The sequence below is a fragment of the Streptomyces sp. NPDC054794 genome (assembly GCF_053611585.1).
The window spans coordinates 132,765-154,625 of the sequence record NZ_JBSHAQ010000004.1; the positions used below are offsets into that span (position 1 = coordinate 132,765).

21 protein-coding genes are annotated in these 21,861 nt (G+C 72.2%); 10 read left to right on the top strand and 11 right to left on the bottom strand.

Annotated elements, in window-relative coordinates:
• Positions 1 to 22 precede the first annotated feature (22 nt).
• Positions 23 to 1,105, bottom strand: coding sequence for a M23 family metallopeptidase (locus ACWGKT_RS05585; protein WP_453272585.1), 1,083 nt, complete (start codon positions 1,103 to 1,105; stop codon positions 23 to 25).
• A gap of 84 nt (positions 1,106 to 1,189) precedes the next feature.
• Positions 1,190 to 1,786 carry a TetR/AcrR family transcriptional regulator gene (locus tag ACWGKT_RS05590; protein WP_356141079.1) on the bottom strand — a complete coding sequence of 199 codons (597 nt, stop codon included), beginning with the start codon at positions 1,784 to 1,786 and terminating at the stop codon, positions 1,190 to 1,192.
• A 194-nt stretch (positions 1,787 to 1,980) separates the two neighbouring features.
• Between ACWGKT_RS05590 and ACWGKT_RS05595 the strand changes: the two genes are divergently transcribed.
• Positions 1,981 to 2,772 carry an SDR family NAD(P)-dependent oxidoreductase gene (locus tag ACWGKT_RS05595; RefSeq protein ID WP_453272586.1) on the top strand — a complete coding sequence of 264 codons (792 nt, stop codon included), beginning with the start codon at positions 1,981 to 1,983 and terminating at the stop codon, positions 2,770 to 2,772.
• Between the two features lie 57 nt (positions 2,773 to 2,829).
• On the opposite strand, the gene ACWGKT_RS05600 is transcribed toward ACWGKT_RS05595, so the two are convergent.
• The 7 genes from ACWGKT_RS05600 to ACWGKT_RS05630 form a co-directional block, all read right to left on the bottom strand.
• Complete coding sequence (locus ACWGKT_RS05600) at positions 2,830 to 4,263, bottom strand: aminobutyraldehyde dehydrogenase (RefSeq protein ID WP_453272587.1); 1,434 nt, start codon at positions 4,261 to 4,263, stop codon at positions 2,830 to 2,832.
• Positions 4,256 to 5,575 carry a flavin monoamine oxidase family protein gene (locus ACWGKT_RS05605; protein WP_453272588.1) on the bottom strand — a complete coding sequence of 440 codons (1,320 nt, stop codon included), beginning with the start codon at positions 5,573 to 5,575 and terminating at the stop codon, positions 4,256 to 4,258. Before ACWGKT_RS05605 ends, ACWGKT_RS05600 begins: the two co-directional genes overlap by 8 nt.
• A gap of 25 nt (positions 5,576 to 5,600) precedes the next feature.
• On the bottom strand, positions 5,601 to 6,671 hold the full coding sequence (locus ACWGKT_RS05610; protein ID WP_453272589.1) for an ABC transporter ATP-binding protein: 1,071 nt from the start codon (positions 6,669 to 6,671) through the stop codon (positions 5,601 to 5,603).
• Between the two features lie 3 nt (positions 6,672 to 6,674).
• Positions 6,675 to 7,556, bottom strand: coding sequence for an ABC transporter permease (locus tag ACWGKT_RS05615; RefSeq protein WP_453272590.1), 882 nt, complete (start codon positions 7,554 to 7,556; stop codon positions 6,675 to 6,677).
• The gene (locus tag ACWGKT_RS05620; protein ID WP_453272591.1) at positions 7,553 to 8,452 is read right to left on the bottom strand and encodes an ABC transporter permease; all 900 of its coding nucleotides are present in this window, start codon (positions 8,450 to 8,452) and stop codon (positions 7,553 to 7,555) included. Before ACWGKT_RS05620 ends, ACWGKT_RS05615 begins: the two co-directional genes overlap by 4 nt.
• Before the next feature lie 3 nt (positions 8,453 to 8,455).
• The gene (locus ACWGKT_RS05625) at positions 8,456 to 9,580 is read right to left on the bottom strand and encodes a polyamine ABC transporter substrate-binding protein (RefSeq protein WP_356141067.1); all 1,125 of its coding nucleotides are present in this window, start codon (positions 9,578 to 9,580) and stop codon (positions 8,456 to 8,458) included.
• 190 nt (positions 9,581 to 9,770) lie between these two features.
• Positions 9,771 to 10,949, bottom strand: a complete 1,179-nt coding sequence (locus ACWGKT_RS05630; RefSeq protein WP_453272592.1) for an aromatic ring-hydroxylating oxygenase subunit alpha — start codon at positions 10,947 to 10,949, stop codon at positions 9,771 to 9,773.
• Between the two features lie 472 nt (positions 10,950 to 11,421).
• Between ACWGKT_RS05630 and ACWGKT_RS05635 the strand changes: the two genes are divergently transcribed.
• The 9 genes from ACWGKT_RS05635 (at position 11,422) to ACWGKT_RS05675 (ending at position 20,176) form a co-directional block, all read left to right on the top strand.
• The gene (locus ACWGKT_RS05635; protein ID WP_453272593.1) at positions 11,422 to 11,868 is read left to right on the top strand and encodes a hypothetical protein; all 447 of its coding nucleotides are present in this window, start codon (positions 11,422 to 11,424) and stop codon (positions 11,866 to 11,868) included.
• Entirely contained in the window at positions 11,865 to 13,130 is a 1,266-nt protein-coding gene (locus tag ACWGKT_RS05640) for an NADH-ubiquinone oxidoreductase-F iron-sulfur binding region domain-containing protein (protein WP_453272594.1), read from the top strand. The genes ACWGKT_RS05635 and ACWGKT_RS05640 overlap by 4 nt, the downstream gene beginning before the upstream one ends.
• A 58-nt stretch (positions 13,131 to 13,188) precedes the next feature.
• Complete coding sequence (locus ACWGKT_RS05645; protein WP_235460362.1) at positions 13,189 to 13,380, top strand: ferredoxin; 192 nt, start codon at positions 13,189 to 13,191, stop codon at positions 13,378 to 13,380.
• Between the two features lies 1 nt (position 13,381).
• Positions 13,382 to 15,436, top strand: coding sequence for an acetate--CoA ligase family protein (locus ACWGKT_RS05650; RefSeq protein ID WP_453272595.1), 2,055 nt, complete (start codon positions 13,382 to 13,384; stop codon positions 15,434 to 15,436).
• 134 nt (positions 15,437 to 15,570) lie between these two features.
• Positions 15,571 to 16,743, top strand: coding sequence for an acyl-CoA dehydrogenase family protein (locus ACWGKT_RS05655; RefSeq protein ID WP_356141056.1), 1,173 nt, complete (start codon positions 15,571 to 15,573; stop codon positions 16,741 to 16,743).
• A 70-nt stretch (positions 16,744 to 16,813) separates the two neighbouring features.
• Complete coding sequence (locus ACWGKT_RS05660) at positions 16,814 to 17,986, top strand: acyl-CoA dehydrogenase family protein (protein WP_453272596.1); 1,173 nt, start codon at positions 16,814 to 16,816, stop codon at positions 17,984 to 17,986.
• A 78-nt stretch (positions 17,987 to 18,064) separates the two neighbouring features.
• On the top strand, positions 18,065 to 18,967 hold the full coding sequence (locus ACWGKT_RS05665; RefSeq protein WP_453272597.1) for a 3-hydroxybutyryl-CoA dehydrogenase: 903 nt from the start codon (positions 18,065 to 18,067) through the stop codon (positions 18,965 to 18,967).
• Between the two features lie 47 nt (positions 18,968 to 19,014).
• Entirely contained in the window at positions 19,015 to 19,626 is a 612-nt protein-coding gene (locus ACWGKT_RS05670; RefSeq protein WP_453272598.1) for a TetR/AcrR family transcriptional regulator, read from the top strand.
• A 91-nt stretch (positions 19,627 to 19,717) separates the two neighbouring features.
• Positions 19,718 to 20,176: a hypothetical protein gene (locus ACWGKT_RS05675; RefSeq protein WP_453272599.1), complete on the top strand. Its 459-nt coding sequence runs from the start codon at positions 19,718 to 19,720 to the stop codon at positions 20,174 to 20,176.
• A 193-nt stretch (positions 20,177 to 20,369) separates the two neighbouring features.
• Here the strand turns inward: ACWGKT_RS05675 and ACWGKT_RS05680 are convergent, their stop codons facing one another.
• Positions 20,370 to 20,669: a hypothetical protein gene (locus tag ACWGKT_RS05680; protein ID WP_453272600.1), complete on the bottom strand. Its 300-nt coding sequence runs from the start codon at positions 20,667 to 20,669 to the stop codon at positions 20,370 to 20,372.
• 180 nt (positions 20,670 to 20,849) lie between these two features.
• On the bottom strand, positions 20,850 to 21,806 hold the full coding sequence (locus ACWGKT_RS05685) for a hypothetical protein (RefSeq protein ID WP_453272601.1): 957 nt from the start codon (positions 21,804 to 21,806) through the stop codon (positions 20,850 to 20,852).
• Positions 21,807 to 21,861 lie beyond the last annotated feature (55 nt).

The window sequence follows — 21,861 nt, forward strand, 5'->3', positions numbered from 1 at the left end:
CGGATCGCATAGTAGCCCGCGTTCAGTGCCCCGAGGAGAGCCAGGGCTGGGGGTCGGTGTAGTAGCCGCCGTAGATGACTTCGAAGTGCAGATGCGGGCCGGTGGACAGGCCGGTGGAGCCCACGCGTCCGATGGGGGTGCCCGTCCGCACGGTCTGGCCCGCGGTGACCTGGAGGGCGGACAGGTGGCTGTAGGTGGTCTCCAGGCGCTTGCCCTGGATGGTGCCGTGGTCGATGACGATGCGGTTGCCGTACGCCTTGGTCAGGGCGGCGAAGACCACCCGTCCCTGCCGCGCGGCGGAGACCTGGGCGCCCTGCGGCGCGCCGAAGTCCACGCCCGTGTGGAGCTTGGTCACGCCGGTGAGGGGGTGCACCCGGGAACCGAAGGGGGACGTCACGGTGAGGGTGCCGACGGGTGCGGCGAGGACGGCGCCCGCCGTCTGTCCGGTGCCGTCGCCCGCGTCCTCGTGGTCGAACCCCGCATAGCGCGCCAGGCGCGACTTCACCTCGCCGACGTAGGTCGACGCGCTCGCGGGGACGCGTCCGGCCTTCACCACCTCGCCCTCGCCCACCGCGTATGCCGCCAGGGTCAGTTCGACCAGGTCCCCGGAGACGGTCCCGTCGGTCCGCAGCGTCGTGACCTTCGTCGCGAGGGCACAGTCCTGTCTGCCGAGCGCCATGATGGCGTCCGGCCGGTCCAGGGGTGAGGAGCGCCCGTTGCCGTCGTCGTCCTTGCCCCACCGCTTCCACGCGGCGTCCGTGAAGGCGGCGATGCCGGACCTGCCCGGCTCACCCGAGTCGCTCTCCCAGCCGGAGAGTTGGTCGATCTGGGCGGCGAGCACGGACGGGCTGAGGACCGCACAGGCGCCGGCGGCCTTGCGCAGCCAGGGGCCGTACGACGCGTTCACCTGGTCGGCGCTGTTCGGCTGCGCGGTCGCGGCCTGCGTCGAGTCGGGGTCGAAGCCGCCGGTCAGGGTGAGGAAGCCGGCGACCGCCAGGGCCGTGACGAGTCCTGGTAGCACCAGGAGCGTGAAGGGGCCGGGACCGCGACGGCGGGGGCTGGGCGTACTCCCCGAAGGGCCGTGCGGGTGGGGCCTGTTGTTCACAGGCGGACGCTAACCCGCCTCCCCCGCGTGCCGCAGCGGACGCGGAGGCAGGGTCGGCTGCCCGTAGGGGCACACCTGGTGGCCCTACGTCAGGAGACCGGGTTCGGGTGACTGGGCGATCGCTCCCCGCGCCAGCAGCAGGAGGGCGTCGACCAGGTCGTCCGCCGGGCTGCCGGTCGCCAGGCGCCGCAGTTGCAGACCCATCACCAGGGCGACCGTCGTGGCCGCCAGGTGTTCCGCGTCGGGGACGCCCAGGGCGGTGAGGATCTGGGCGGCGAGCCGGTCGTAGGCCCGGAACGCCTCCGACGCCGCCTCGCGCAGCCGCTCGTCGCGTCCGGCGTGGATGTACAGCTCGAACGGCGCGAGATGCGCGCTGTCGAGCGCCGTACCGCAGGCCACCTGGCCGGCCAGGGACGCGGCCTCCTCGATGGCGAGGCCCTCGGTCTGGCACTGGTCGGCCAGCTCGGTGAAGTGCCGGGCCTCCTCGCGCACGAAGTGCAGCAGGCTCTCGCGCAGCAGATCGTGCTGCGTCTCGAAGTGGTACGTGACCGAGCCGAGCGAGACCCCGGCCTCCTTGGCGATCCTTCTGTTGGTGAGCGCCGCGAGCCCGCCGTCGCCGATGATCTGCAGGACGGCCGTGATGATGCGCTGACGTGTCGGGGCGGGGGCGGCGTTGGACATGTCGCTCATTGTTCCATCGGTGCGTCGCGGCTTCGGACAGGGGCGCAGGCCGCGGCACGTGCGACTCCACCGAACCGCCCCAGCTCCCTTACGAATGGGACCTGTTGGCGTGGGCGTGAGTGGACGGGATCACCTGGACAGGAGCACCGGTCCTCCCTATTGTTCGTTCGAACGAACGGAATCGGAGGGCAGTCGTGCACATCGCTGGGGCAACCGTTCTGCTGACCGGAGTCACGGGAGGCATCGGCGGGCAGCTCGCCGCCGAACTCTCGGCCCGGGGCGCAGACCTCATACTCACCGGACGGCGTCGCGAGGCGCTGGACCCCATCGCCGAACGCTTCGGTGCCCGGACCGTCCTGGCCGACCTCGGCGACCCGGACGACGTGCTCCGCCTGGCCTCGGAGGCCGCCGGTACGCAGATCCTGGTCGCCAACGCGGCCCTGCCCTCCAGCGGCGACGTGCTGGACTACACGCCGGAGCAGATCGACCGGTCGATAGCGGTGAACCTGCGCGCCCCCGCGGTGCTCGCGCGACTGCTGGCCGGGGACATGGTGGCCGCCCGGCGCGGGCACATCTGCTTCGTCGGGTCGCTGTCCGGGCTCGCGGCCACCAAGTCGTCGTCGATGTACACCGCGACCAAGTTCGGGCTGCGGGGCTTCGCCCTCTCCTTCCGCCAGGACCTGCACGCCACGGGCGTGGGTGTCTCGATCGTCCAGCCCGGTTTCGTCCGGGACCTCGGCATGTTCGCCAAGACGGGCTCGCCCACCCCCGGCGGCGTACGCACCGTCTCGCCGGAGCGGGTCGTCAAGGGAGTCGTCCGGTCGATCGAGCGCAACGTCGCCGAGATCAACGTCGCGCCGGCCGAGCTGAAGTTCCTCACCAGGATCGCCTCGCAGTTCCCCGGATTCGCGGAGCGAGTGCAGCGCAGGGTGGGGGCGGAGGAGACCATGGAGGTCATCGTGGAGGCCCAGCGGTCGAGCCGCTGAGCCGCAGGGGGCCGCGCAAAAGTTGCGTGCCGGGGCGTGTCCCCACGCCCCGGCGCCTCACAGCATGACGTGCTTGACCTGCGTGTAGTCGAGCAGTCCGGTGAGCGAGAGGTCGCTGCCGTACCCGGAGTGGCGCACACCCCCGTGAGGCATCTCCGAGACCGTCGTGCCGTGGGTGTTGACCCAGACGATGCCGGTGTTGAGCGCGCGAGACGCGCGCATCGCGCGGTCGTGGTCCCGCGTCCAGACGCTCGCGGCGAGCCCCTGGGGGACCGCGTTCGCCAGGCGGAAGCCCTCGGACTCGTCGGCGAAGGACTGGACGGTGACGACCGGCCCGAACACCTCGCGCTGCACGATCTCGTCCCGCTGCTCGACCCCGGCGACCACCGTCGCCTGATGGAAGTAGCCGGGGCGGTCCAGGGCCGCGCCGCCGGTGACGACCTCGGCATGCGCCGGGAGCGTCTCCAACAGGCCTTGTACTGAGGACAGTTGGGCCACGTTGTTGAGCGGTCCGAAGGCGGCGTCCGGGTCGTCGGGGTCGCCCGGCGCGAGGCGGGCGGCACGGTCGGCGAAGGCGGCCAGGAAGCGGTCGTGGATCCGCTGATGGACCAGGATCCGGGTGGCGGCCGTGCAGTCCTGGCCCGCGTTGTAGTAGGCCAGTGACGACAACTGCTCGACCGCGTCGTCGAGATCGGCGTCCTCGTGGACCAGCACCGGCGCGTTGCCGCCGAGTTCGAGGTGCAGCCGCTTGAGGTCGGCGGCCGCCGCGGCGGCGATCTGCTGACCGGCGCGGACGCTGCCGGTGACGGCGACCAGCCGGACGGCGGGATGCGCCACCAGGGAACGCCCCGTGTCACGGTCGCCGCACACGACGTTCAGCACCCCGGGCGGCAGATGCTCGGCGGCCAGCCGGGCGAGCAGCACGGCGGAGGACGGTGTGGTGTCGGAGGGTTTGAGGACGACGGTGTTGCCGGCGGCGAGCGCGGGGGCGATCTTCCACACGGCCATCATCAACGGGTAGTTCCACGGGGTGATCTGCGCGCAGACGCCGACCGGCTCGCGCCGCAGGACGGAGGTACGGCCCGGGGTGTACTCGGCGGCGGCGGCGCCCGGCAGGTTCCGGGCGGAGCCGGCGAAGTACCGCACCACGTCCACGATCGCGGGCAACTCGTCCGCCAGGAACAGGGCGCGCGGCTTGCCCGTGTCGGCCACCTCGGCGCTCGCCAGCGCGTCGGCCTGCGCCTCCAGGGCGTCAGCGATCCGCAGCAGCGCGGCCTGCCGCTGCTGCGGAGTCGTCACCGACCAGCCGACGAAGGCCTCCTCGGCCGCCCGGCAGGCCGCGTCCACGTCCGCCGGCCCGGACAACGGGGCACTCCCGTGCGGGAGTCCGGTGGCCGGGTCGACCAGCCGCAGCGTGGTACCGGAAGCGGCGGGCCGCTCCTTGCCGTCGATGTGGTTGAGGACGGTCGTGAACCGGTCGGTGTCAGCCACGGCGCAGCGCCTCCTCGGCGGCGGCGCGACCGGTGCGGACGGCGCCTTCCATGTATCCGGCGACCCACTGGTCGGAGCCGCAGACGTAGAACGGGGGTTCGTGGGTGCCGTGCAGCGGGCCCACGGCCATGACCTCGCCCGGTGGCCACTGGGTGACGTAGCCCTGGGTCCACGGGTCGGTGCCCCACAGCCGCAGGTGGCAGGCGGTCGGCCGGAGTGCCTCGTCGCCGAACAGGGCGGCCATCTCGGCGAGCAGCTCCGGGGTGCGCAGCTGGGGCGGGACGCCGAGCAGCACGCCGTAGCGCTCGGGCGGAATCAGCGCCGACAGGACGCCCTCGTTCTGCGGCCAGGTGCTGCCCAGCACGCCCTCGCATTCGGACAGGCCGTTGAGACCGTCGGCGCGCCAGAAGGGCCGGTCGTAGACGGCGGCGAACTTCGCGGCCGTCGCGTGGCGTTGCCGGTGCAGGGAGGCGAGCCGCTCCTCGCTCACGCCGCTGAAGGCGACGGACCTGAGCGGTCCCACGGGCAGGGCGCTCACCACCGCGCCGGCGGTGAGGACCTCGCCGGTGACCAGGCGCACGGCGCAGCGGCCGGGTCGTATGTCGAGGGCGGCGACGGGGGAGCCGAGCCGGACTCGATGGCCCAGCTCGCTGCCCATCACCTCGGCGAGCGTCGCCGATCCCGCCGCCAGCCGCAGTCCCTCCCAGTCCTCGTAGTCGTAGTCGCCGCTGCCCGAGCCGGGGACCGCCGCGCTCTTGCGCAGCGCGGCCAGCAGCGAGATCCGCTCGTAGGAGCCGCCGGCCAGGCCGAGTTGGCCGATCTCCCACAGACGTACCACGCCCGGCGTGGCATGCCGGGAGCGAAGCCAGTCGGCCACGGACAGCCGGTCCAGGGCCGCCGCGTCCGGATGCGACCACGGGTCGTCGAGGTCGACGGTCGCGGCCAGGGCGGCGAACTCCGCGCCGAGGCGCTCGTGCAGGGCCGTGTCCCCGGGGCCGAACCAGTGCGGTGGGTCGCCGGCCGAGCGGCCCTCCGGTGTGGCACGGGTGATGCAGCCGGGTTCGGCGACATAGCTGGGGATCAGGTCGAGGCCGAGTTCCTTGGCCAGTTGCAGGTAGGCGGTGTGCCCGTGGCCGACCACTTCACCGCCCAGCTGGACGGTACGGCCGTCGGGCGTACGGGTCTGCTCGACCCGCCCGCCGACACGGTCCCGGGCCTCCAGGACCAGCACGTCGGTGCCGCCGGCCGCCAGGTCCCGGGCGGCGGCGAGCCCGGCCAGCCCGGCGCCGAGCACGATCACGTCGTGATGCATGAGCTTCGCTTTCGTCGGGGAGGGGTCAGGCCAGGACCAGGCAGTGCTCGGGACGCCAGCCGAACTCCACCGTCTCGCCGCCGCTCCAGCGGTCCTCCATGCGGGCCCGGGCCGTGTTCTGCTCCAGGACGGACAGCGTGACGCCGGGGGCGAGTTCGATCAGGTAGGTCGTGGTCGGGCCGCTGTAGACGGTTTCGCGGATGACACCGCGCAGCATCGACATGTCCGGTTCGAAGTCGGACAGCCAGATCTTCTCGGGGCGCACGGACACGCTGACGGCGGCGCCGTCGTCGATACCGCTCCGCGTTCCGACCGGCAGGGCGGGCCCCTGGTCGAGAGTGACCTCACCGCCCCGGTAGGTGCCGGTCATCAGGTTGGAGGTGCCCATGAAGGAGGCGACGAAGCGGGTGGCGGGGTGCTCGTAGATGTCCTCGGGGGTGCCGCACTGTTCGATGCGCCCCTCGTTCATGACCGCGATCCGGTCCGACATGGTCAGCGCCTCGTCCTGGTCGTGGGTGACGAAGACGAAGGTGACGCCGACCTCGCGCTGGATCTGCTTCAGCTCCACCTGCATCTGGCGGCGCAGCTTCAGGTCCAGCGCGGCCAGCGGCTCGTCGAGGAGCAGGACGGCCGGACGGTTGACGAGCGCGCGGGCGAGCGCGACGCGCTGGCGCTGGCCGCCGGACAGGGTACGGGGCTTGCGGTCGGCGAGGCCGGAGAGCTGGACCAGCTCCAGCATCTCGCCGACGCGCCGGCGGATCTCGGTCCTGGCGACGCCCTGGCGCTTGAGGCCGAAGGCCACGTTGTCGGCGACGCTCAGGTGGTCGAAGAGCGCGTAGCTCTGGAAGACGGTGTTGACGTTGCGCTTGTTCGGTGGCAGCGCGGTCACGTCGTCACCGGCGAGCAGCACCGAGCCCTCGCTGGGATCGCTGAACCCGCCGATCATGCGCAGCGTGGTGGTCTTGCCGCAGCCGGAGGGGCCCAGCAGGGAGAAGAAGTGGCCGGCCTCGATGTCGAGGTCCAGGTGGTGGACGGCGTAGGAGTCGGCGAACCGCTTGGAGACGCCTTCGAGCCGGACGGCGGGGGTCACGTCCATGAGTCACTCTCCGGAGAGGATGTCGAGGCCGCCACGGCGGCCGAAGAGGCGCGGGATGAACAGGGCCAGGGCGATCAGGCCGATGGATCCCGCGAGCATCAGCGTGCCGACCGCGTTGATGGTCGGCTGCACGCCGAAGCGGATCGCCGAGTAGATGCGCACCGACAGCGGCTGGGGGTCGACGCCGGTGGTGAAGTAGGCGAGGACGAAGTCGTCGAAGACCAGCGCGAAGATCAGTACGGCACTGGCCAGTACGGCGGGGAGCAGGGCGGGCAGCGTCACCAGGCGGACCGCCTGCCAGCGGGTGGCGCCGAGGTCCATCGCGGCCTCCTCCACCTCCGGGTTCAGCGTGGCGACCCGGGACCGGAGGATGACCGTGACGTAGGAGATGGAGAAGGTGATCTCGGCGAGCATCACCGTGCCGGTGGACAGGGCCACGCCCAGGCCCTTGAACAGCAGCATCGACGCCACTCCCGTGACGATCTCCGGCGTGATCAGCGGCACCAGCATGATCAGGCCGGCCAGCGAGCCGAGCCGGGTGCGGCAGCGGACCAGGCCGAGCGCGAGCGCCACCCCGAGGACGACCGAACCGGCCATCGCCACCAGGGAGATCCGCAGGCTGGTGCCCAGCGACGCGATGAGGACGTCGTCGTGGACGAACGCGCGGTACCAGCGCAGGCTGAACCCGCCGAAGACGGTCAGGGACTTCTTGGAGTTGAAGGAGAACAGCGCCACGACCGCGATCGGCAGGTAGAGCAGGGCGAGGAAGAGCGCGGTCACGGCGATGAGGACGCGGGGCTTGCGATCGGCACGGCCCCGCTTGGTGCGGGTCCGGGCGGCCGGCCGGGCCGGGGCGGTGACGGAGGGCTGTTTGACCATGGTCATCGGCGGGCCTCCGCCTCGTCCTTGCGGGTGCGCCGCAGGTAGCCGAACATCCCGACCAGCAGGACCAGCATCAGCAGCATGGTGAGCGCGGAGCCCAGCGGCCAGTTCTGGCCCTGGAAGAACTTGTCCTGGATGAGGTTGCCGATCATGATCTGGTCCGGTCCTCCCATGAGCTGTGCGCTGACGAAGTCGCCCATGGCGGGCAGGAAGACCAGCACCAGCCCGGCCGCCGCGCCCTGCCGGGTGGCGGGCAGGGTGACGTGGAAGAAGGTGCGGACCGGACCGCCGTACAGATCGCGGCCGGCCTCGATGAGGGAGACGTCCAGCCGTTCCAGGGCCGCGTACAGCGGGATGATCATGAAGACGACGAAGCCGTAGACGAGTCCCGCGACCACGCCGACGCCGGTGTTGAGGATCTTCGTGCCGCTGTCGGCCAGCCCCACCGCGCGCAGGGCGCGCAGCACGGGCCCGTCGTCGGACAGGACGACGGACCAGCCGTACATCCGGACCAGGTAGTTGGCGAAGAAGGGCACCACGATCGCGGCGATCAGCGCGTTCTTGTACCGGCCGCCGTACAGGGCGATCGTGTACGCCACCGGGTAGGCGATCAGCAGGCAGAGCGCGCAGGTCAGCAGGGCGTAGCCGAGGGAGCGGGCCAGGACCTCGGTGTAGGCGGGGTCGGCGAGGGCGCGGACGCCGGCCAGGTCGAAGCCGAAGCGCGGGTTGCCGAGGTCGTCGGTGGTGCCGACGGCGAGTACGGCGACGAGCACCAGCGAGGCGATCAGGAAGCCGGTCATCCACAGGGTGCCGGGCAGCATGAACCAGGTCCACATGCGGGTGCCGGTGGCATCCCGGCCGCGGCGGCGGGCGCGTGCGAAGTGGCGGAGCAGTGCCATGGGTCAGCCCGCCTTCACATGGGTCCAGGCGGTGTCGCGGGCGTCCTCCGCCGCGCGGCCGCCGTTGCGGAAGAACAGGTCCGCCTTCAGGTCGTCCTCGGTGACCAGGCACTCGGGGAAGGGTTTGACCAGCTCGGCGTAGACCTTCTCGGAGCCCGCCACCGGCATCGGGTAGCCGATGTACTCGATGTTCTTCTTCACGTTCTCCGGCCGCAGCATGTAGTCGATGAACAGCATCGCGGTGCCGGGGTGCGGGGCGTTCCAGGGGATGGCGTAGCAGTCGGAGTTGATCGGCGTGCCCTCCCTCGGCGCCTCGAAGCCGAACACCGAGGGGTCCTTGGCCTGGTTGAGCATGGCGGCCATGTCGCCGCTCCAGGCCTGCGTCATGACCGCGTTGCCGTTGAGGAGGTTGTTGTAGCTGTCGCTGGAGAAGCCGCGCAGTCGCGGCCGCAGGGTGTTCAGCAGGGCGGTGATCCGGTCGAGGTCGCCGCTGTCACCGGTGCTGACGTCCAGGCCGAGTTCCAGGGCGCCCATGCCGAGGACCTCGTCCCGGTCGTCCAGCAGGAACACCTTGCCCCTGGCCTTGTCGTTCCACAGGTCCTTCCAGGAACCGGTCAGCTCGCCGATCCGGTCGCGGCGCCAGCCGATGCCGGTCTTGTACGCCGTGAAGGGGACGGTGTGTGCGGAACCGGGGTCGTACCAGGGGTCGGCGAAGTAGTCGTAGGAGCCGAATATGGCGTGCGCGTTGGCGAGCCGGGAGTGGTCGATACGGCGCAGCCGGCCGCCGCGGACCAGGCGCTGGGCCCATTTGGCGGTGGGAAAGATGATGTCGTAACGGTTTCCGGCGTTGAGCTTGGCGACCATGCCCTCCATCGAGTCGAAGTTCGACTGGACGACCTTGACGCCGTACTCCTTCTGGAAGCCCTTGAACACGGACGGGTCGACGAAGTCGGCCCAGTTGAAGTAGACGAGATCGCCGTCGACATGCGGCTCGATCGGGGCGAGCTGCCGGGCGTCGGGGGTTTTCGCGGGCATGAACCCGCAGCCGGCGGCTGCGGCGCCCAGCAGACCGCAGGCGCCCGCCCGCAGCACGGCGCGTCGGGTCGGCGGTGGTACCTCGGGGGACATCGAACGTCCTCTCCGTCGAGGAACGGCACAACTCCAGGGCGGGACCGGTTGGTCGGCTCACGGAGGCCCTGACTCCGTAGGGAAGACCGGTCTGGGGAGGGTGCGAGGGTGCGTCAGCGGGCGCGGGGTAAGCCCGACCGCGGGCCTGTGACGGCGTGCGGGTGCGACGCGTGCGCTGTGCCGGGAGGAGTCACGGCGTGGGCCCCTCCACGTCGTCGCGGATGCGGCGGGCGAACCAGCCGACGGCGGCCTCGCGCTGCGACAGCGGCCCCGGCTCGAAACCGGGCGTCCGCAGGCCGGCCTGTACCCGCTCCACCAGCTCGGCGTCCTCGTCGTTGGTGACCCAGCCGATGTGGATGTTCAGCCGCCGGGCCAGCCGGGTGCGGATGCTCTCCCCGTGCCGTGTGTAGAAGCCGCCCGGGATCGCCGCCCGGTCCTGGGCGGTCGGCAGGGCGGTCCATGCGAGCACGTGGTCAGGGTAGAAGTCGATGAGCGTGTTCGGGTAGATCACGGCGTACCGCCACACCCGCCGGTCGGCCTCGGTCAGTCCCGGCATCGGGGTCGCGAGGCGCTGGTAGAGCCGCTCGGTCCAGTTCGAGGAGGGCTTGTCGCGCAGCGGAGACTCGAACAGGACGTAGTTCTCCTGCACGTCCACCGTGTACGCCTGGTAGTCGAGTAGTCGCATGAGCGCGGGGTGGGCCACGGGGACGTGGTAGCCCTCCAGATAGTTGTCGACGATCACCTTCCAGTTGGCGTTCTGCTCCTCGCCCTCCGCCAGATCGTGGATGCGGTGCTTTCCGACGGGTACGAGGCCGGGTCCGGCGTAGTGGCCGACGGCCTCGGCGAGACCGGCGCAGCTCTCGGCGAGCGGGGTCGCCTCCATGTCGAGGTTGACGAAGACGAAGCCGAGGAAGGACTCCACGTTGACCGGGTGCAGTCCGAGCCGGGGCTTGTCCAGGCAGGGGATCCGGCGCGCCTCGGGGGCGCCGACCAGCCGTCCGTCCAGCTTGTAGGTCCAGCCGTGGTACGGGCAGCGGATCGCCTTGCCCGACGGTTCGGGGGCGGTGACCAGGCGGGTGCCGCGGTGCCGGCAGACGTTGAGGTGGGCGGCGAGGCCGCCGTCCTCGGTCCGCACGACCAGCACTTCCCGGGCGGCGGCGGTGGCGGTCAGCCGGGCGCCGGGGCCGGGCAGGTCGGACTCGTGGCAGACGAGCTGCCAGGACTTGGCGAAGACGCGGTCGGTCTCGGCCTCGGCGATGGCCGGATCGGTGTAGTAGCGGGCGGGCAGGGCCTCCCCGGGGTGCTCGGGGGGCGGCTCGGGCGGGGCAGGGGAGACGGTGTCGGCTGCCCGGGTGGTCGAGGGGTGCATCGGGTCCTCCTCGGCGCCGCCGCGGCGGCGATGGGCGGTGAGTCCGTGGGCGGAACGCAGGGTGGGCGCGGCGTCGGACGACGCGTCCCGGCCTGCCGGAATCCGGCTGACTAATTGGTTAGTCAGAGTGAGACGAGGGCGGGATCAAGTCAAGGCTTGTGGGCTGACTAATTAGTTAGTTAGTGTCGTGGCAGGCGGACGACCTGGTCCCGCAGCCGCTCGGCCGGGCCCGTACCGCCGCATCGCGGACCACCGTCCGCACAGATCCGGACACCCTCGGTCCACGCCGGTCCGGGCAACCTCGCCCACACCGGTCCGGCCACCCTCCGTCCACGCGGTGCACGGCCCCGGCCGGGCACCCCGCACAGCTCCCCGCCCCTCTCGTCGCGGCGCCGGAGCACCCCCGTCCACGCCATCGCCCCGCCACCCCGTCTCCGGACCACCCGGAATCGGTGCGACCCCGGAGGCACGCATGAGCGCACGCCGAAGTCTGGAATGGCTCGGCCTCACGCCGGAGCCCGAACAGGAACTGCCCGCCGCCGTGGCCGCCCTGCGCGCCCCCGCGGCCGACCGACCGCCGACGGCCCTGATCGCCGCCGAGCGGCACCGCGTCGAGCGGCTCGTGCTGCGCGGCACCCAACGCGGCTGGCTGCGCTACCTCCGCGAGGTCACCGAACTGGTCGTCGAGGCCGCGGCCGGATCCGCGACCGCCGACCCACGGCCGGCGCTGGTGGCCGGCGAGGTCGTCCTCGACCACCACCGCATGCTGATCGGCCTGCCCGGGGCCGGCTACGCGCACACCGCCACGCAACGGCGCGATCTCGAACGGGCGCTGGCCCGCCTGAGGTCCCGCCAAACCCGCGAGCCGCAGCGCGCTGCCGCCCCCATCGGCCACTTCGAGCCCAGGAGCACCGTATGACCGGCGTCTTCTCCCTCCTTCCCGAAGGACGACCCGGCCTCCTCGTCCCCGTGCCGGGTGCCGTGCCCGGCGGGAGCGAGGACCTCGCCCGGTACCTCGCCGTGGGCGGCTACGCGCCGCTGCCCGCGCCCGACCGGCTGCTCGACCGGATCGCCGAGGCGGGACTGCGCGGCCGCGGCGGGGCCGGATTCCCCGCCGCCGTCAAGCTCCGCGCCGTCCGCGACGCACCGGGCAGAGCTGTCGTGGTCGCCAACGGAGAGGAGGGCGAGCCGGGCTCGGTCAAGGACCGCTGGCTGCTGCGCCACCGACCGCACGTGGTCCTCGACGGCCTGCGCCTCGCCGCGACCATGACCGGAGCCGGGCGCGGCTGCGTGTACCTCTCCGACACGCCCGCCGAGCGGGCCGTCAGCCGGGCGCTCGCCGAGCGTCCCCCGGAGCTGCCCATCGACGTCGTACGCACGGAGCACGCCTACGTCGCGGGAGAGGAGACCGCGGTCGTACGACGCATCGACGGCGGACCGGCGCTGCCCACGGCGAAACCCCCGCGCCCCTTCGAGAGCGGTGTCGGCGGTGCCCCCACCCTCGTCGCCAATGTGGAGACGCTGGCCCGGCTCGCGCTGCTGCACGCGCGCCCCGACGCCACGGACGCCGTCGCGGGCAGTCACCTGGTGACCCTCTCGGGCGGCGTCGGCCGGTCCGGCGCGGGCGGTGCCGCCGCGCTCGTCGAGGTCCCCGTCGGCACGCACCTGAAGGTCCTCGCCGACCTGTGCCGGCACGGCAGGGCCGAGGCGGTCCTGCTGGGCGGCCTGTTCGGAGGCCTGCACGGCGCGGGCTGGACCGACCTCCAGCTCGACCACGACCGCCTGCGCGCGGCCGGCGGGGCCCTCGGCTGCGGGGCGCTGCACTTCCTGCACCCTGAGGACTGCCCGGTCTCCGTCGCCACCGAAGCCACCGCCTACCTCGCGGCACAGAGCGCCCGGCAGTGCGGGGTGTGCGTCTCCGGCACCGGAGCGCTGGCCCGCACCCTCACCGCCGTCGCACACGGCGAGGCGGACGACGACGCGGCCGACAAGCTGCTCCGCTGGTCGTCGCAGCTGCCCGGCCGCGGAGCCTGCGGCCTGCTCGACGCCGCCGCCCGCATCGTCGCCACCCTCCTCGCCCACTTCCCCGACCGGGTCGACGCCCACCGCCGCGCCGCCTGCCCCGCCTGCGCCGGCGCCACGCCCGAGGACGGGCGCCGCTTCGCGGTGCCGGTGCCCTGACCCGGCCCGCGCCACTCACCCCACCGAGCCGCCCGAACCTCCGCACCGAAAGGACAACATGAAACTCCTGTTGGACTCCACCCGCTGCCAGGGCTACGGCCTCTGCCAGGAACCCGCGCCCGAACTGATCGACCTCGACGAGTGGGGCTACGCGCAGGTGCGCGCGACCGAGGTTCCGCGGGACGGCCAGGACGCCGCCCTGACCGCCGTCGCCGCCTGCCCCAACTCCGCCCTGCGGCTGGTGAAGTGACATGGGACGCGATCTGTCGGCCCTCTTCGACCCCGTCTCCGTGGCCGTCGTCGGAGCGAGCGACGACCCGGCCAAGTACGGCCACGCCATCGCCGCGCAGGCCGTCCGCGCGGACGGCCGCCGCCCCGTCCACCTGGTCAACCGCCGCGGCGGCACGGTCCTCGGCCGCACCGCCGCCCCGAGCCTGAGCGCGATCGGCGAGCCCGTCGACCTGGCCGTGGTCTCCGTGCCCGCCGCCGGCTTCGAGGACGCCGTCGACGAGGCGCTGCGGTGCGGGGCCCGGGCGATCGTCGCGATCACCGCCGGCTTCGCCGAGACCGGCGACGCGGGACGTGCGCGCCAGCTCGCCGTCGCCGAACGCGTGCGCGCCGCCGGTGCCGTCATGGTCGGGCCCAACTGCCTCGGGCTGGCCGACAACACCACCGACCTCTTCCTGGCCTCCGACACCTTCACCCCCGGCGGCGTCGCGCTCCTCAGCCAGAGTGGCAACCTCGCCCTCGAACTCCAGCTCCGCTTCCGCCCGCACGGCCTCGGCTTCTCCCGCTTCGTCTCGCTCGGCAACCAGGCCGACGTCACCCTCGTCGACCTGCTCGCCGACTGCGCCCGCCACGAGGGCACCCATGCCATCGCCGTGTACGCCGAGGACTTCGCCGACGGACGCGCCTTCGCCGAGGCGGCCGCCGTCGCCGGGAAGCCCGTGGTGCTGCTCACCGCCGGACGCGGCGACGCCTCCGCACGCAGCGCGCAGTCGCACACCGGGGCGCTGACCACCTCCGCCGACGTGGTGACGGCGGCCTGCCGCGACGCCGGCGTGGAACTGGTCGCCACCCCCCGCGAACTCACCGTCGTCCTGGCCGCGTTGAACGGCGCACGGCGCGCGGCCGGCCGCCGGGTCGCCGTGCTCACGGACGGCGGCGGGCACGGCGTCGTCGCCGCCGACGCCGTCGAAGCGGCCGGCCTGACCGTGCCCGAACTCCGCGAGCCCACACGGCGGTACCTGCGCGAAGCCCTGTGGGAGCAGTCGGCCGTCGCCAACCCGGTCGACCTCGCCGGGATGGGCGAGCAGGACCCCGGTTCGTACGCGGCGACCGTCGCCGCGCTGCTGGCGGCCGAGGAGACCGACGCCGTGGTGATGACCGGCTACTTCGGCGGCTACGCGGCGGCCGACGGCGGCCTCGGCGGCGGAGGCACGGTGCTCGCGGACGGGGAACAGGCCGCCGCCCACCTCATCGCCGACCGGCACCGGGCCACCGCGAAACCACTCGTGGTGCAGTCGATGTACCCCGACTCTCCCAGCTGCCGCGCCCTTGCCGCCGCCGGCATCCCGGTGTTCGACGCCACCGAGGACGCCGCCCGCGCCCTCGCCGCCACGGCACCCGGCGCACCGCACACCGGCGTCACGCCGCTTCCCCGCCCCGCGCCGCCGCTGCGCGCGAGCGGCTACATGGAGACCCGCAGAGCCCTCGAAGAGGCCGGACTCCCCTTCCCGGCCGCCCGGGAGATCCACGACGAGGCCGAACTACTCGCTGTCACCGCGGAGTTCACCGGCCCGTACGTCCTCAAGGCCCTCCACCTGCTGCACAAGTCCGACGCGGGCGGTGTGGCGCTGGGCCTGGCCGGACCCGACGAACTGCTCGCCGCCTTCTGTGAGATGCACGCCCGGCTCGGCGCCTCCGCCTACTCGGTGGAGGCCATGGCGGACCTGACCGACGGCATCGAGCTGATCGTCGGCGTCAACCGGGACCCCCGGTTCGGCCCCGTCGCGATGGTGGGTCTGGGCGGCGTGCTCGCGGAGGCCCTGCACGACGTCGCCTTCACGCTGGCCCCGGTGCCCGCCGACCGCGCCCTGCGCCTGCTGCGCGGGCTGCGCACCGCCGCACTGCTCGACGGTGTCCGCGGCCGCCCGCCGGTCGACGTCGAGGCGGCCGCCGCGGCCATCGAGGCGATCACGGCGTTCGCCGCCGCCCACCCGGAGATCGCCGAGATCGAGGTCAACCCCCTGCTCGTGCGCCCGCGCGGTGCCCTCGCCCTCGACTCCCGAGCCGTCCTCGACTGACCGTCACCACGACCCTGATCGCCACCACGACCCTGACCGTCACCACAGCCCTGATCGCCACCACGACCCTGCCCTCCGCCACCACCCCGCCCCTCCGCCCGCCCGCCCGCCGTCCCACGACCGAAGAGGCCCCCATGGACATGCGCTACACCCCCGAGCAGGCCGACCTCAAGCGTCGCGCCGCCGACTACGCACGCCTGCTCATGCGTTACGAGGACCAGTCCGAGCGGGCCGGCGGACCCCTGCCGCCGCAGCTCGTGACCGAACTGACCCGGGCCGCCATGGACGCCGGCGTCTACGCCATCAACATGCCCGCCGAGTGGGGCGGCGCAGGCCTCAGCCTCCTCGACCAGGTCATCGTCGAGGAGGAGTTCGGCAAGGTCACCAACTGCCTGTGGGACATCCCCTGGCGGCCCGCCAACGTCCTCGCCCAGGGCGACGAGCGGCAGCGCGAGAAGTACCTGCTGCCGGTGATCCGCGCGGAGAAGTTCGACGCGTTCGCCGTCACCGAGCCCGGCGCGGGCTCCGACCCGTCGTCCGGCACCTCCACGGCCACCCGCACCGAGGGCGGCTGGCTGCTCAACGGCGAGAAGTGGTTCGTCACCTGTGGCGACATCGCCGACTTCCTGCTGGTGCAGGCGGACGCCGGACCCGAACGGCTGGCCACGCTGTTCTTCGTGGACAAGGCCGCGCCCGGCGTCGAGATGACCCGGGTCCCGCACTTCATGCACTCCGCGGTCAACGGGCATCCCGAATTCACCTTCACCGACGTCTTCGTGGCCGACGAGGACGTGCTCGGCGGCGTCGGCAACGGCTACGAGCTGACCAAGGAATGGTTCACCGACGAACGCCTGATGATCGCGGCCCGCACCGTCGGCGCGGCCGAACGGGCGCTGCAACTGGCCCGTGACTGGGCGGTGGAGCGGGAGCAGTTCGGGGCGCCGATCGCCTCGTACCAGCTGATCCAGGGGATGCTCGCGGACTGCGCCGTGGACATCGCCGTCAACCGGGCCTACACCCACCAGGTCGCCTGGGAGGCCGACCAGCCGCACACCGACCGCAAGACACTGCACGCCAAGGCCTCCACCGCCAAGCTCGCCGCCAGCGAGGCCGCGGGCCGGGTCGCCGACCGCTGTCTGCAGATCTTCGGCGGCCGGGGCTACGACCGCACCTATCCCGTCGAGCGCATGTACCGCGAGCTGCGCGTCGACCGGATCTGGGAGGGCACCTCCGAGATCCAGCGGCTGATCATCGCCAACGAGCTCATCAAGCGCGGCACCGGCGCGCTGGCCCTGCCCACGCACTGACGCCGGCCACCCCTCTCGACGAGCGCACCACCGCCGCCTTCCACCCCTTCACCGCACAGCGAGGACTTCCATGGACTTCCGCTTCACCCCGCGCCAGGAGCAGCTCAAGGCCGACGCGCGCGCCCTCACCGACCTCATCACCGCGTACGAGCTCCCGTGCGAGGAGGACAACGGCCTCCCGGCGAGCGCCCACGCCAAGATCCGCGACGCGGTCCTGGACGCGGGACTCCAGGCCGTCAACATGCCGGCCGAATGGGGCGGCGCCGGACTCACCATCGCCGAGCAGGTCACCGTGCAGGAGGAGCTGGGGCGGCTCACCGGCGCGTTGTGGGACATGGTGTGGCGGCCCGCCAACGCCCTCCGGTTCTGCACCCCCGAGCAGCGCGAGCGCTTCCTCGTCCCGGTGATCAAGGGAGAGCGGCGCGACTGCTACGCGGTCACCGAGCCCGGCGCCGGCTCGGACCCGCAGAACCTGGCCACCACCGCGACCAAGAACGACCAGGGCTGGGTGCTCGACGGGGAGAAGTGGTTCGTGACCGTCGGCGACCACGCCGACTTCATGATCGTGCTCGCCGCGGCGGGCCCGGAGCGCGCGCCGACGCTGTTCCTCGTCGACAAGGACACCCCCGGCATCGAAATGACGCGCGTGCCGCGTTTCATGCACACCTTCGTCTACGAGCACCCCGAGTTCACCTTCACCGACGTCCAGGTCGGCGAGGACGCCGTGCTCGGCGGTATCGGCGAGGGGTACGACATCACCCGCTCGTGGTTCACCGAGGAGCGCCTGATGATCGCGGCCCGTACGACGGGTGCCGCCGAGCGGGCCCTGGAACTGGCCCGTGACTGGGCGGTGGAGCGGGAGCAGTTCGGGGCGCCGATCGCCTCGTACCAGCTGATCCAGGGGATGCTCGCGGACTGCGCCGTGGACATCGCCGTCAACCGCGCCTACACCCACCAGGTCGCCTGGGAGATCGACCAGGCCTCGCCCGAGGACCGCAAGACGCTGCACGCCAAGGCGGCCATCGCCAAGCTCTCCGCGAGCGAGGCCTCCGGCCGCGTGATCGACCGCTGCCTGCAGATCCACGGCGGCCGCGGCTACGACCGCTCGTACGCCGTCGAGCGGCTCTACCGCGAGCTGCGCGTGGACCGGATCTGGGAGGGCACCTCCGAGATCCAGCGGCTGATCATCGCCAACGAGCTCGTCCGGCGCGGGACGGGAGTCCTGGACCTGCCCGTCGCCTGACGCTGACCACGGCCGGGGCCACGCGCCCCGGCCCCCCTTCCCGGCCCCTTCCCCCGGCCGGATCGGAGAGGAGATCGGATGACCGACATCAAGCGCGTCGGCGTGGTCGGCTGCGGCCTCATGGGCGCGGGCATCGCCGAGGTCTGCGCGCGGGCCGACATGCCGGTGACGGTCGTGGAGCGTGACGCGGAGGCGGCCCGCTGGGGCCGACTGCGCATCGCCCGCTCGCTCGACCGGGCCACCGCCCACGGCAGGCTCACCGCCGAACGACGCGAGACGGCCGCGGCCCGCATCACGGTGGTCGACCAGATCGAGGCCCTGCACGAGCACGACCTGGTGATCGAGGCCGTGGCGGAGGACGAGGCGCTCAAGCTCGACGTCTTCACCCGCCTCGACTCCGTCGTCACCGGCGACCACACCATCCTCGCGACCAACACCTCCTCGATCCCGGTCATCCGGCTCGCCGCCGCGACCAGCCGCCCCGATCGCGTCGTCGGCGTGCACTTCTTCAACCCCGTTCCGGTGCTGCGCCTGGTCGAACTCGTCCCCTCGCTGCTGACCTCGGCCGACACGGCGGCACGCGCGGAGGCCTTCGTGACCGGCACGCTCGGCAAGGAGGTCGTACGGACCCAGGACCGAGCCGGTTTCATCGTCAACGCGCTGCTCGTCCCGTACCTGCTGGCCGCCGTCCGCATGGTGGAGTCGGGCAGCGCGACCGTCGAGGACATCGACCGAGGCATGGTGCTCGGCTGCGCGCACCCCCTCGGACCGCTGGCCCTGACGGACCTGATCGGCCTGGACACCACCCGTGCCATCGCCGAATCCCTGTACGCCGAGTTCCGCGAGCCGCTCTACTCACCGCCCCCTCTCCTGTCCCGGATGGTGGAGGCGGGCCTGCTGGGGCGAAAATCGGGGCGGGGCTTCCACACGTACGCCGGCCGGCCGGAACGCGAGGCGGCGGTACCGCAGGAGCGGCCGTGAGGGAAAATGGTCTTGGCGTACGACCGTCGAACGAGGGGAGCCGCAGGGTGTCCAGCAAGGTGCGCACGGCAGACACACGCGAGCGCATCCTGACCGCGGCGTGCGAGGCCATCGCCGAGATCGGTTTCGAGAAGATCCGGATGCGCATGGTCGCCGAGCGGGCCGGTGTGTCGACCGCCCTGCTGCACTACCACTTCGACACGCGCGAGAAGCTGTTCACCGAGGCGATGACCCACTCCTTCGCCAACACCGCCGTCGACGTCGAACGCGACGCCGGAACGGCACCGGCCTCGGTCATCCTCGCCCGTATCGTGCGCAGCCTGTTGCCGACCGACCCCGAACTGCGCCAGGACTGGCGCCTGTGGCAGGAACTGTGGGCACGGGCGCTGCGCGACGAGACGACCCGCGTCTTCGCCGTGGACCTGTACGCCCAACTGCACGCCTGGGTGGCCGACGCGGTCCGGCGGGGCATCGCGTCGGGCGAGTTCACCCCGACCGATGTCGACGACCTCAGTACGCTCGTCCTGTCCCTGAGCGACGGATACGGCATCCGCCTGATGCTGCGCGACCCCACCGTCACCCTGGACACGGCGCTCGGCTCCATCTGGCGCCACATCTCCACCGCGCTGGGCCTGCCGGAGGTCATGCCGACCGAGTGACCACGGCGGGGCCGGGCAGGCCCGTGCAGGCTGACACCGACCAATTCAGCCTGTGCCAGCAGCTCATGACCATGATCAGGGGGATTCATCCATGCGTACTGCCGTCGAACGCCGACGCTTACTGGCCGCCGTGGCCGTCGTGCCCGTGCTGGCCCTGGTTCCGGCATGCTCGTCCGGCCACAGCGACACCGCCCGCCCAGGTGAAGCGCGTCAGGCCGTCGATGCCTATGTCGACGCGCTCAACAGCCGCAGCGCGGACGACCTGATGGCGGTCGGCGGCGTGCCCGACGCGGCCTGGTCCCGACGCGAGGCGGCGCGGATCCTCGCCGACAAGGGCGGACGGGGCTGGACCGTCAAGAACGTCCGCATCGAGTACGACATCAGCCCGGACGTGGGCAGCGCCCGCGTCGAGGCGACGGACAAGAGCGGTCGGGCCCTGCGGGACAGGTTCACCCTCTTGCGGGAGAAGGGCGACTGGCACCTGATCGTCTTCGAGGACGCCCCCGCGCCGACGAACAAGCCGAGTTCGTCCGTCGATCAACCGGCCTGAACTCCTTCGGAGCTGAAGGTCGCCGGCCTCAGCGGGTCGGCAGTCGCGTACCCACGATCACGCTGAGGTCCGGCGCGAGGCGGAGTTCGGTGGCCCGGAGTTCGGGGTGTTCGAGACCGGCATCCCCTCAGCTTCCGCTCGCGGAGGAGGCCGCGGGGTGGGCCGCCGCCTCCTCTCCCGGGCTCCGGCTGTGTCACGCGGCTCCGCTGACCCCGGGGGCGATGAAGCGCCGGTGCAGCGGAGCGAAATCACTCTCGGGCGCGCCGGTGATGCCGGCCTTCTCGACCGCGGGGGCCAGTCGTTCGGCGAAGAAGGTCTGGAAGGTCTCCTCCGACTCCCAGACGTCGATCACGTGCAGCCCGTGGTCGTCGAACCAGGCCACGTGCACCTGGCCGCCCACGGGTGCGACCTCCTCCCACCGCACCGCCTCGCGCACCGTCTCGTACTGCTCAGGACTCACCCCTGCCCAGCTCATGGACATCACGACAGCCATGTTCCCCTCCTGGTCCCCATCGGGTACGACCCGCCCGCACGGCGGTCACAGGCCGGCGACCGCTTCGGCATCGTCCCGCGGGGGTGCGCCCGGGGCGAAGAGCGTGCGGAGGCGCGGCACGGGAACCCCTCGACCCTCTGCGCCCAGCACACGCTCCTTCTCCCGGTGGGGGCGCCCCTGTCACAGCCCGTTCGTGGCCCGGGCGCGCGCCCTCTCGAACTCGGACAGCGGGTCGCCGTCGACGCGCCAGGGCCAGGCGGTGACCGTGCCGCCGATGGCCTCGAAGACCGGACGGGCCTCGCCTCGCCGTTCGGCGGCCATCAGGGCGTAGGCGAGCAGGTTCAGGTCGGCCAGAGCCGCCGCGTGCTGGAAGAAGTCGGGCCGGGCCCAGCTGCCGGCGGCACGGTCCAGGGCCTGGGCGGCCGTGGCGTGGGTCCAGTGCTTGCGTGCCATGAGCGCCTCGACGCCGCCCAGGGTGAGGACGGAGTGGTACTGGAGTACCTGGGCGGTGAGTTCCGTCGCCGCGCAGGCCGCGTTCTCGGGCGTACGGGCGCGGACGGCGTCGACGAAGTCCAGCACCTGGATGCGCGATCCCATCTCCTCCGGGCCCAGATAGCCCAGCATGCTCAGGTACGCCTCACGATTCCAGCGGTCGCGGGTCAGCACCTCGTTCCACAGGCCGAACACCTCCGACTGATTGCGGCGCTCCAGCCGCGCCAGCCCCAGCAGCACCACCCAGGGCGTGGGATCCGCCGGCGCGAGTTCGGCGGCGCGGAAGCAGCTCTTGGCGATGGCATCAGCGTCCTCCAGGTTCCCCTGGGAGCGTCCGCGTACGAGATGCGCCCAGGCGAACAGCACGAGCGCGCTCACATTGCCCGGCTCACGCGTGGCCCAGGCCCGAGGCACGTGCGACTCGGACAGGCTGAACGCCAGGACGGACAGCTGGTGCGTACGCCGGTCCCAGTCGACCGTCTCCTGGTCCAGGAGACGGGATATCTGGGCCGTACACAGATCCGTCGTCGCGATCGTGCCGGTGCTGGTTGTCGCCTGGAGCGACTTCAGCAGCCGCTTGAGGGCGACGTCGTCCAGCTCGGGGGCGAGGCGTGCCCTTCTGCGGCGACTTGAGAGAAATGCCATGTCCGGAGGCTAGAGGTGATCAGCGGGCGCGCAAGGTGTGCGCCGCGATCGTTAT

Excerpts from the sequence above, each read along its gene's own strand:
- ACWGKT_RS05590 (WP_356141079.1), bottom strand. The coding sequence starts at position 1,786 with ATGTCCAACGCCGCCCCCGCCCCGACACGTCAGCGCATCATCACGGCC.
- ACWGKT_RS05605 (WP_453272588.1), bottom strand. The coding sequence starts at position 5,575 with ATGCATCACGACGTGATCGTGCTCGGCGCCGGGCTGGCCGGGCTCGCC.
- ACWGKT_RS05610 (WP_453272589.1), bottom strand. The coding sequence starts at position 6,671 with ATGGACGTGACCCCCGCCGTCCGGCTCGAAGGCGTCTCCAAGCGGTTC.
- ACWGKT_RS05615 (WP_453272590.1), bottom strand. The coding sequence starts at position 7,556 with ATGACCATGGTCAAACAGCCCTCCGTCACCGCCCCGGCCCGGCCGGCC.
- ACWGKT_RS05620 (WP_453272591.1), bottom strand. The coding sequence starts at position 8,452 with ATGGCACTGCTCCGCCACTTCGCACGCGCCCGCCGCCGCGGCCGGGAT.
- ACWGKT_RS05625 (WP_356141067.1), bottom strand. The coding sequence starts at position 9,580 with ATGTCCCCCGAGGTACCACCGCCGACCCGACGCGCCGTGCTGCGGGCG.
- ACWGKT_RS05630 (WP_453272592.1), bottom strand. The coding sequence starts at position 10,949 with ATGCACCCCTCGACCACCCGGGCAGCCGACACCGTCTCCCCTGCCCCG.
- ACWGKT_RS05635 (WP_453272593.1), top strand. The coding sequence starts at position 11,422 with ATGAGCGCACGCCGAAGTCTGGAATGGCTCGGCCTCACGCCGGAGCCC.
- ACWGKT_RS05640 (WP_453272594.1), top strand. The coding sequence starts at position 11,865 with ATGACCGGCGTCTTCTCCCTCCTTCCCGAAGGACGACCCGGCCTCCTC.
- ACWGKT_RS05645 (WP_235460362.1), top strand. The coding sequence starts at position 13,189 with ATGAAACTCCTGTTGGACTCCACCCGCTGCCAGGGCTACGGCCTCTGC.
- ACWGKT_RS05650 (WP_453272595.1), top strand. The coding sequence starts at position 13,382 with ATGGGACGCGATCTGTCGGCCCTCTTCGACCCCGTCTCCGTGGCCGTC.
- ACWGKT_RS05655 (WP_356141056.1), top strand. The coding sequence starts at position 15,571 with ATGGACATGCGCTACACCCCCGAGCAGGCCGACCTCAAGCGTCGCGCC.
- ACWGKT_RS05660 (WP_453272596.1), top strand. The coding sequence starts at position 16,814 with ATGGACTTCCGCTTCACCCCGCGCCAGGAGCAGCTCAAGGCCGACGCG.
- ACWGKT_RS05665 (WP_453272597.1), top strand. The coding sequence starts at position 18,065 with ATGACCGACATCAAGCGCGTCGGCGTGGTCGGCTGCGGCCTCATGGGC.
- ACWGKT_RS05675 (WP_453272599.1), top strand. The coding sequence starts at position 19,718 with ATGCGTACTGCCGTCGAACGCCGACGCTTACTGGCCGCCGTGGCCGTC.
- ACWGKT_RS05680 (WP_453272600.1), bottom strand. The coding sequence starts at position 20,669 with ATGGCTGTCGTGATGTCCATGAGCTGGGCAGGGGTGAGTCCTGAGCAG.
- ACWGKT_RS05685 (WP_453272601.1), bottom strand. The coding sequence starts at position 21,806 with ATGGCATTTCTCTCAAGTCGCCGCAGAAGGGCACGCCTCGCCCCCGAG.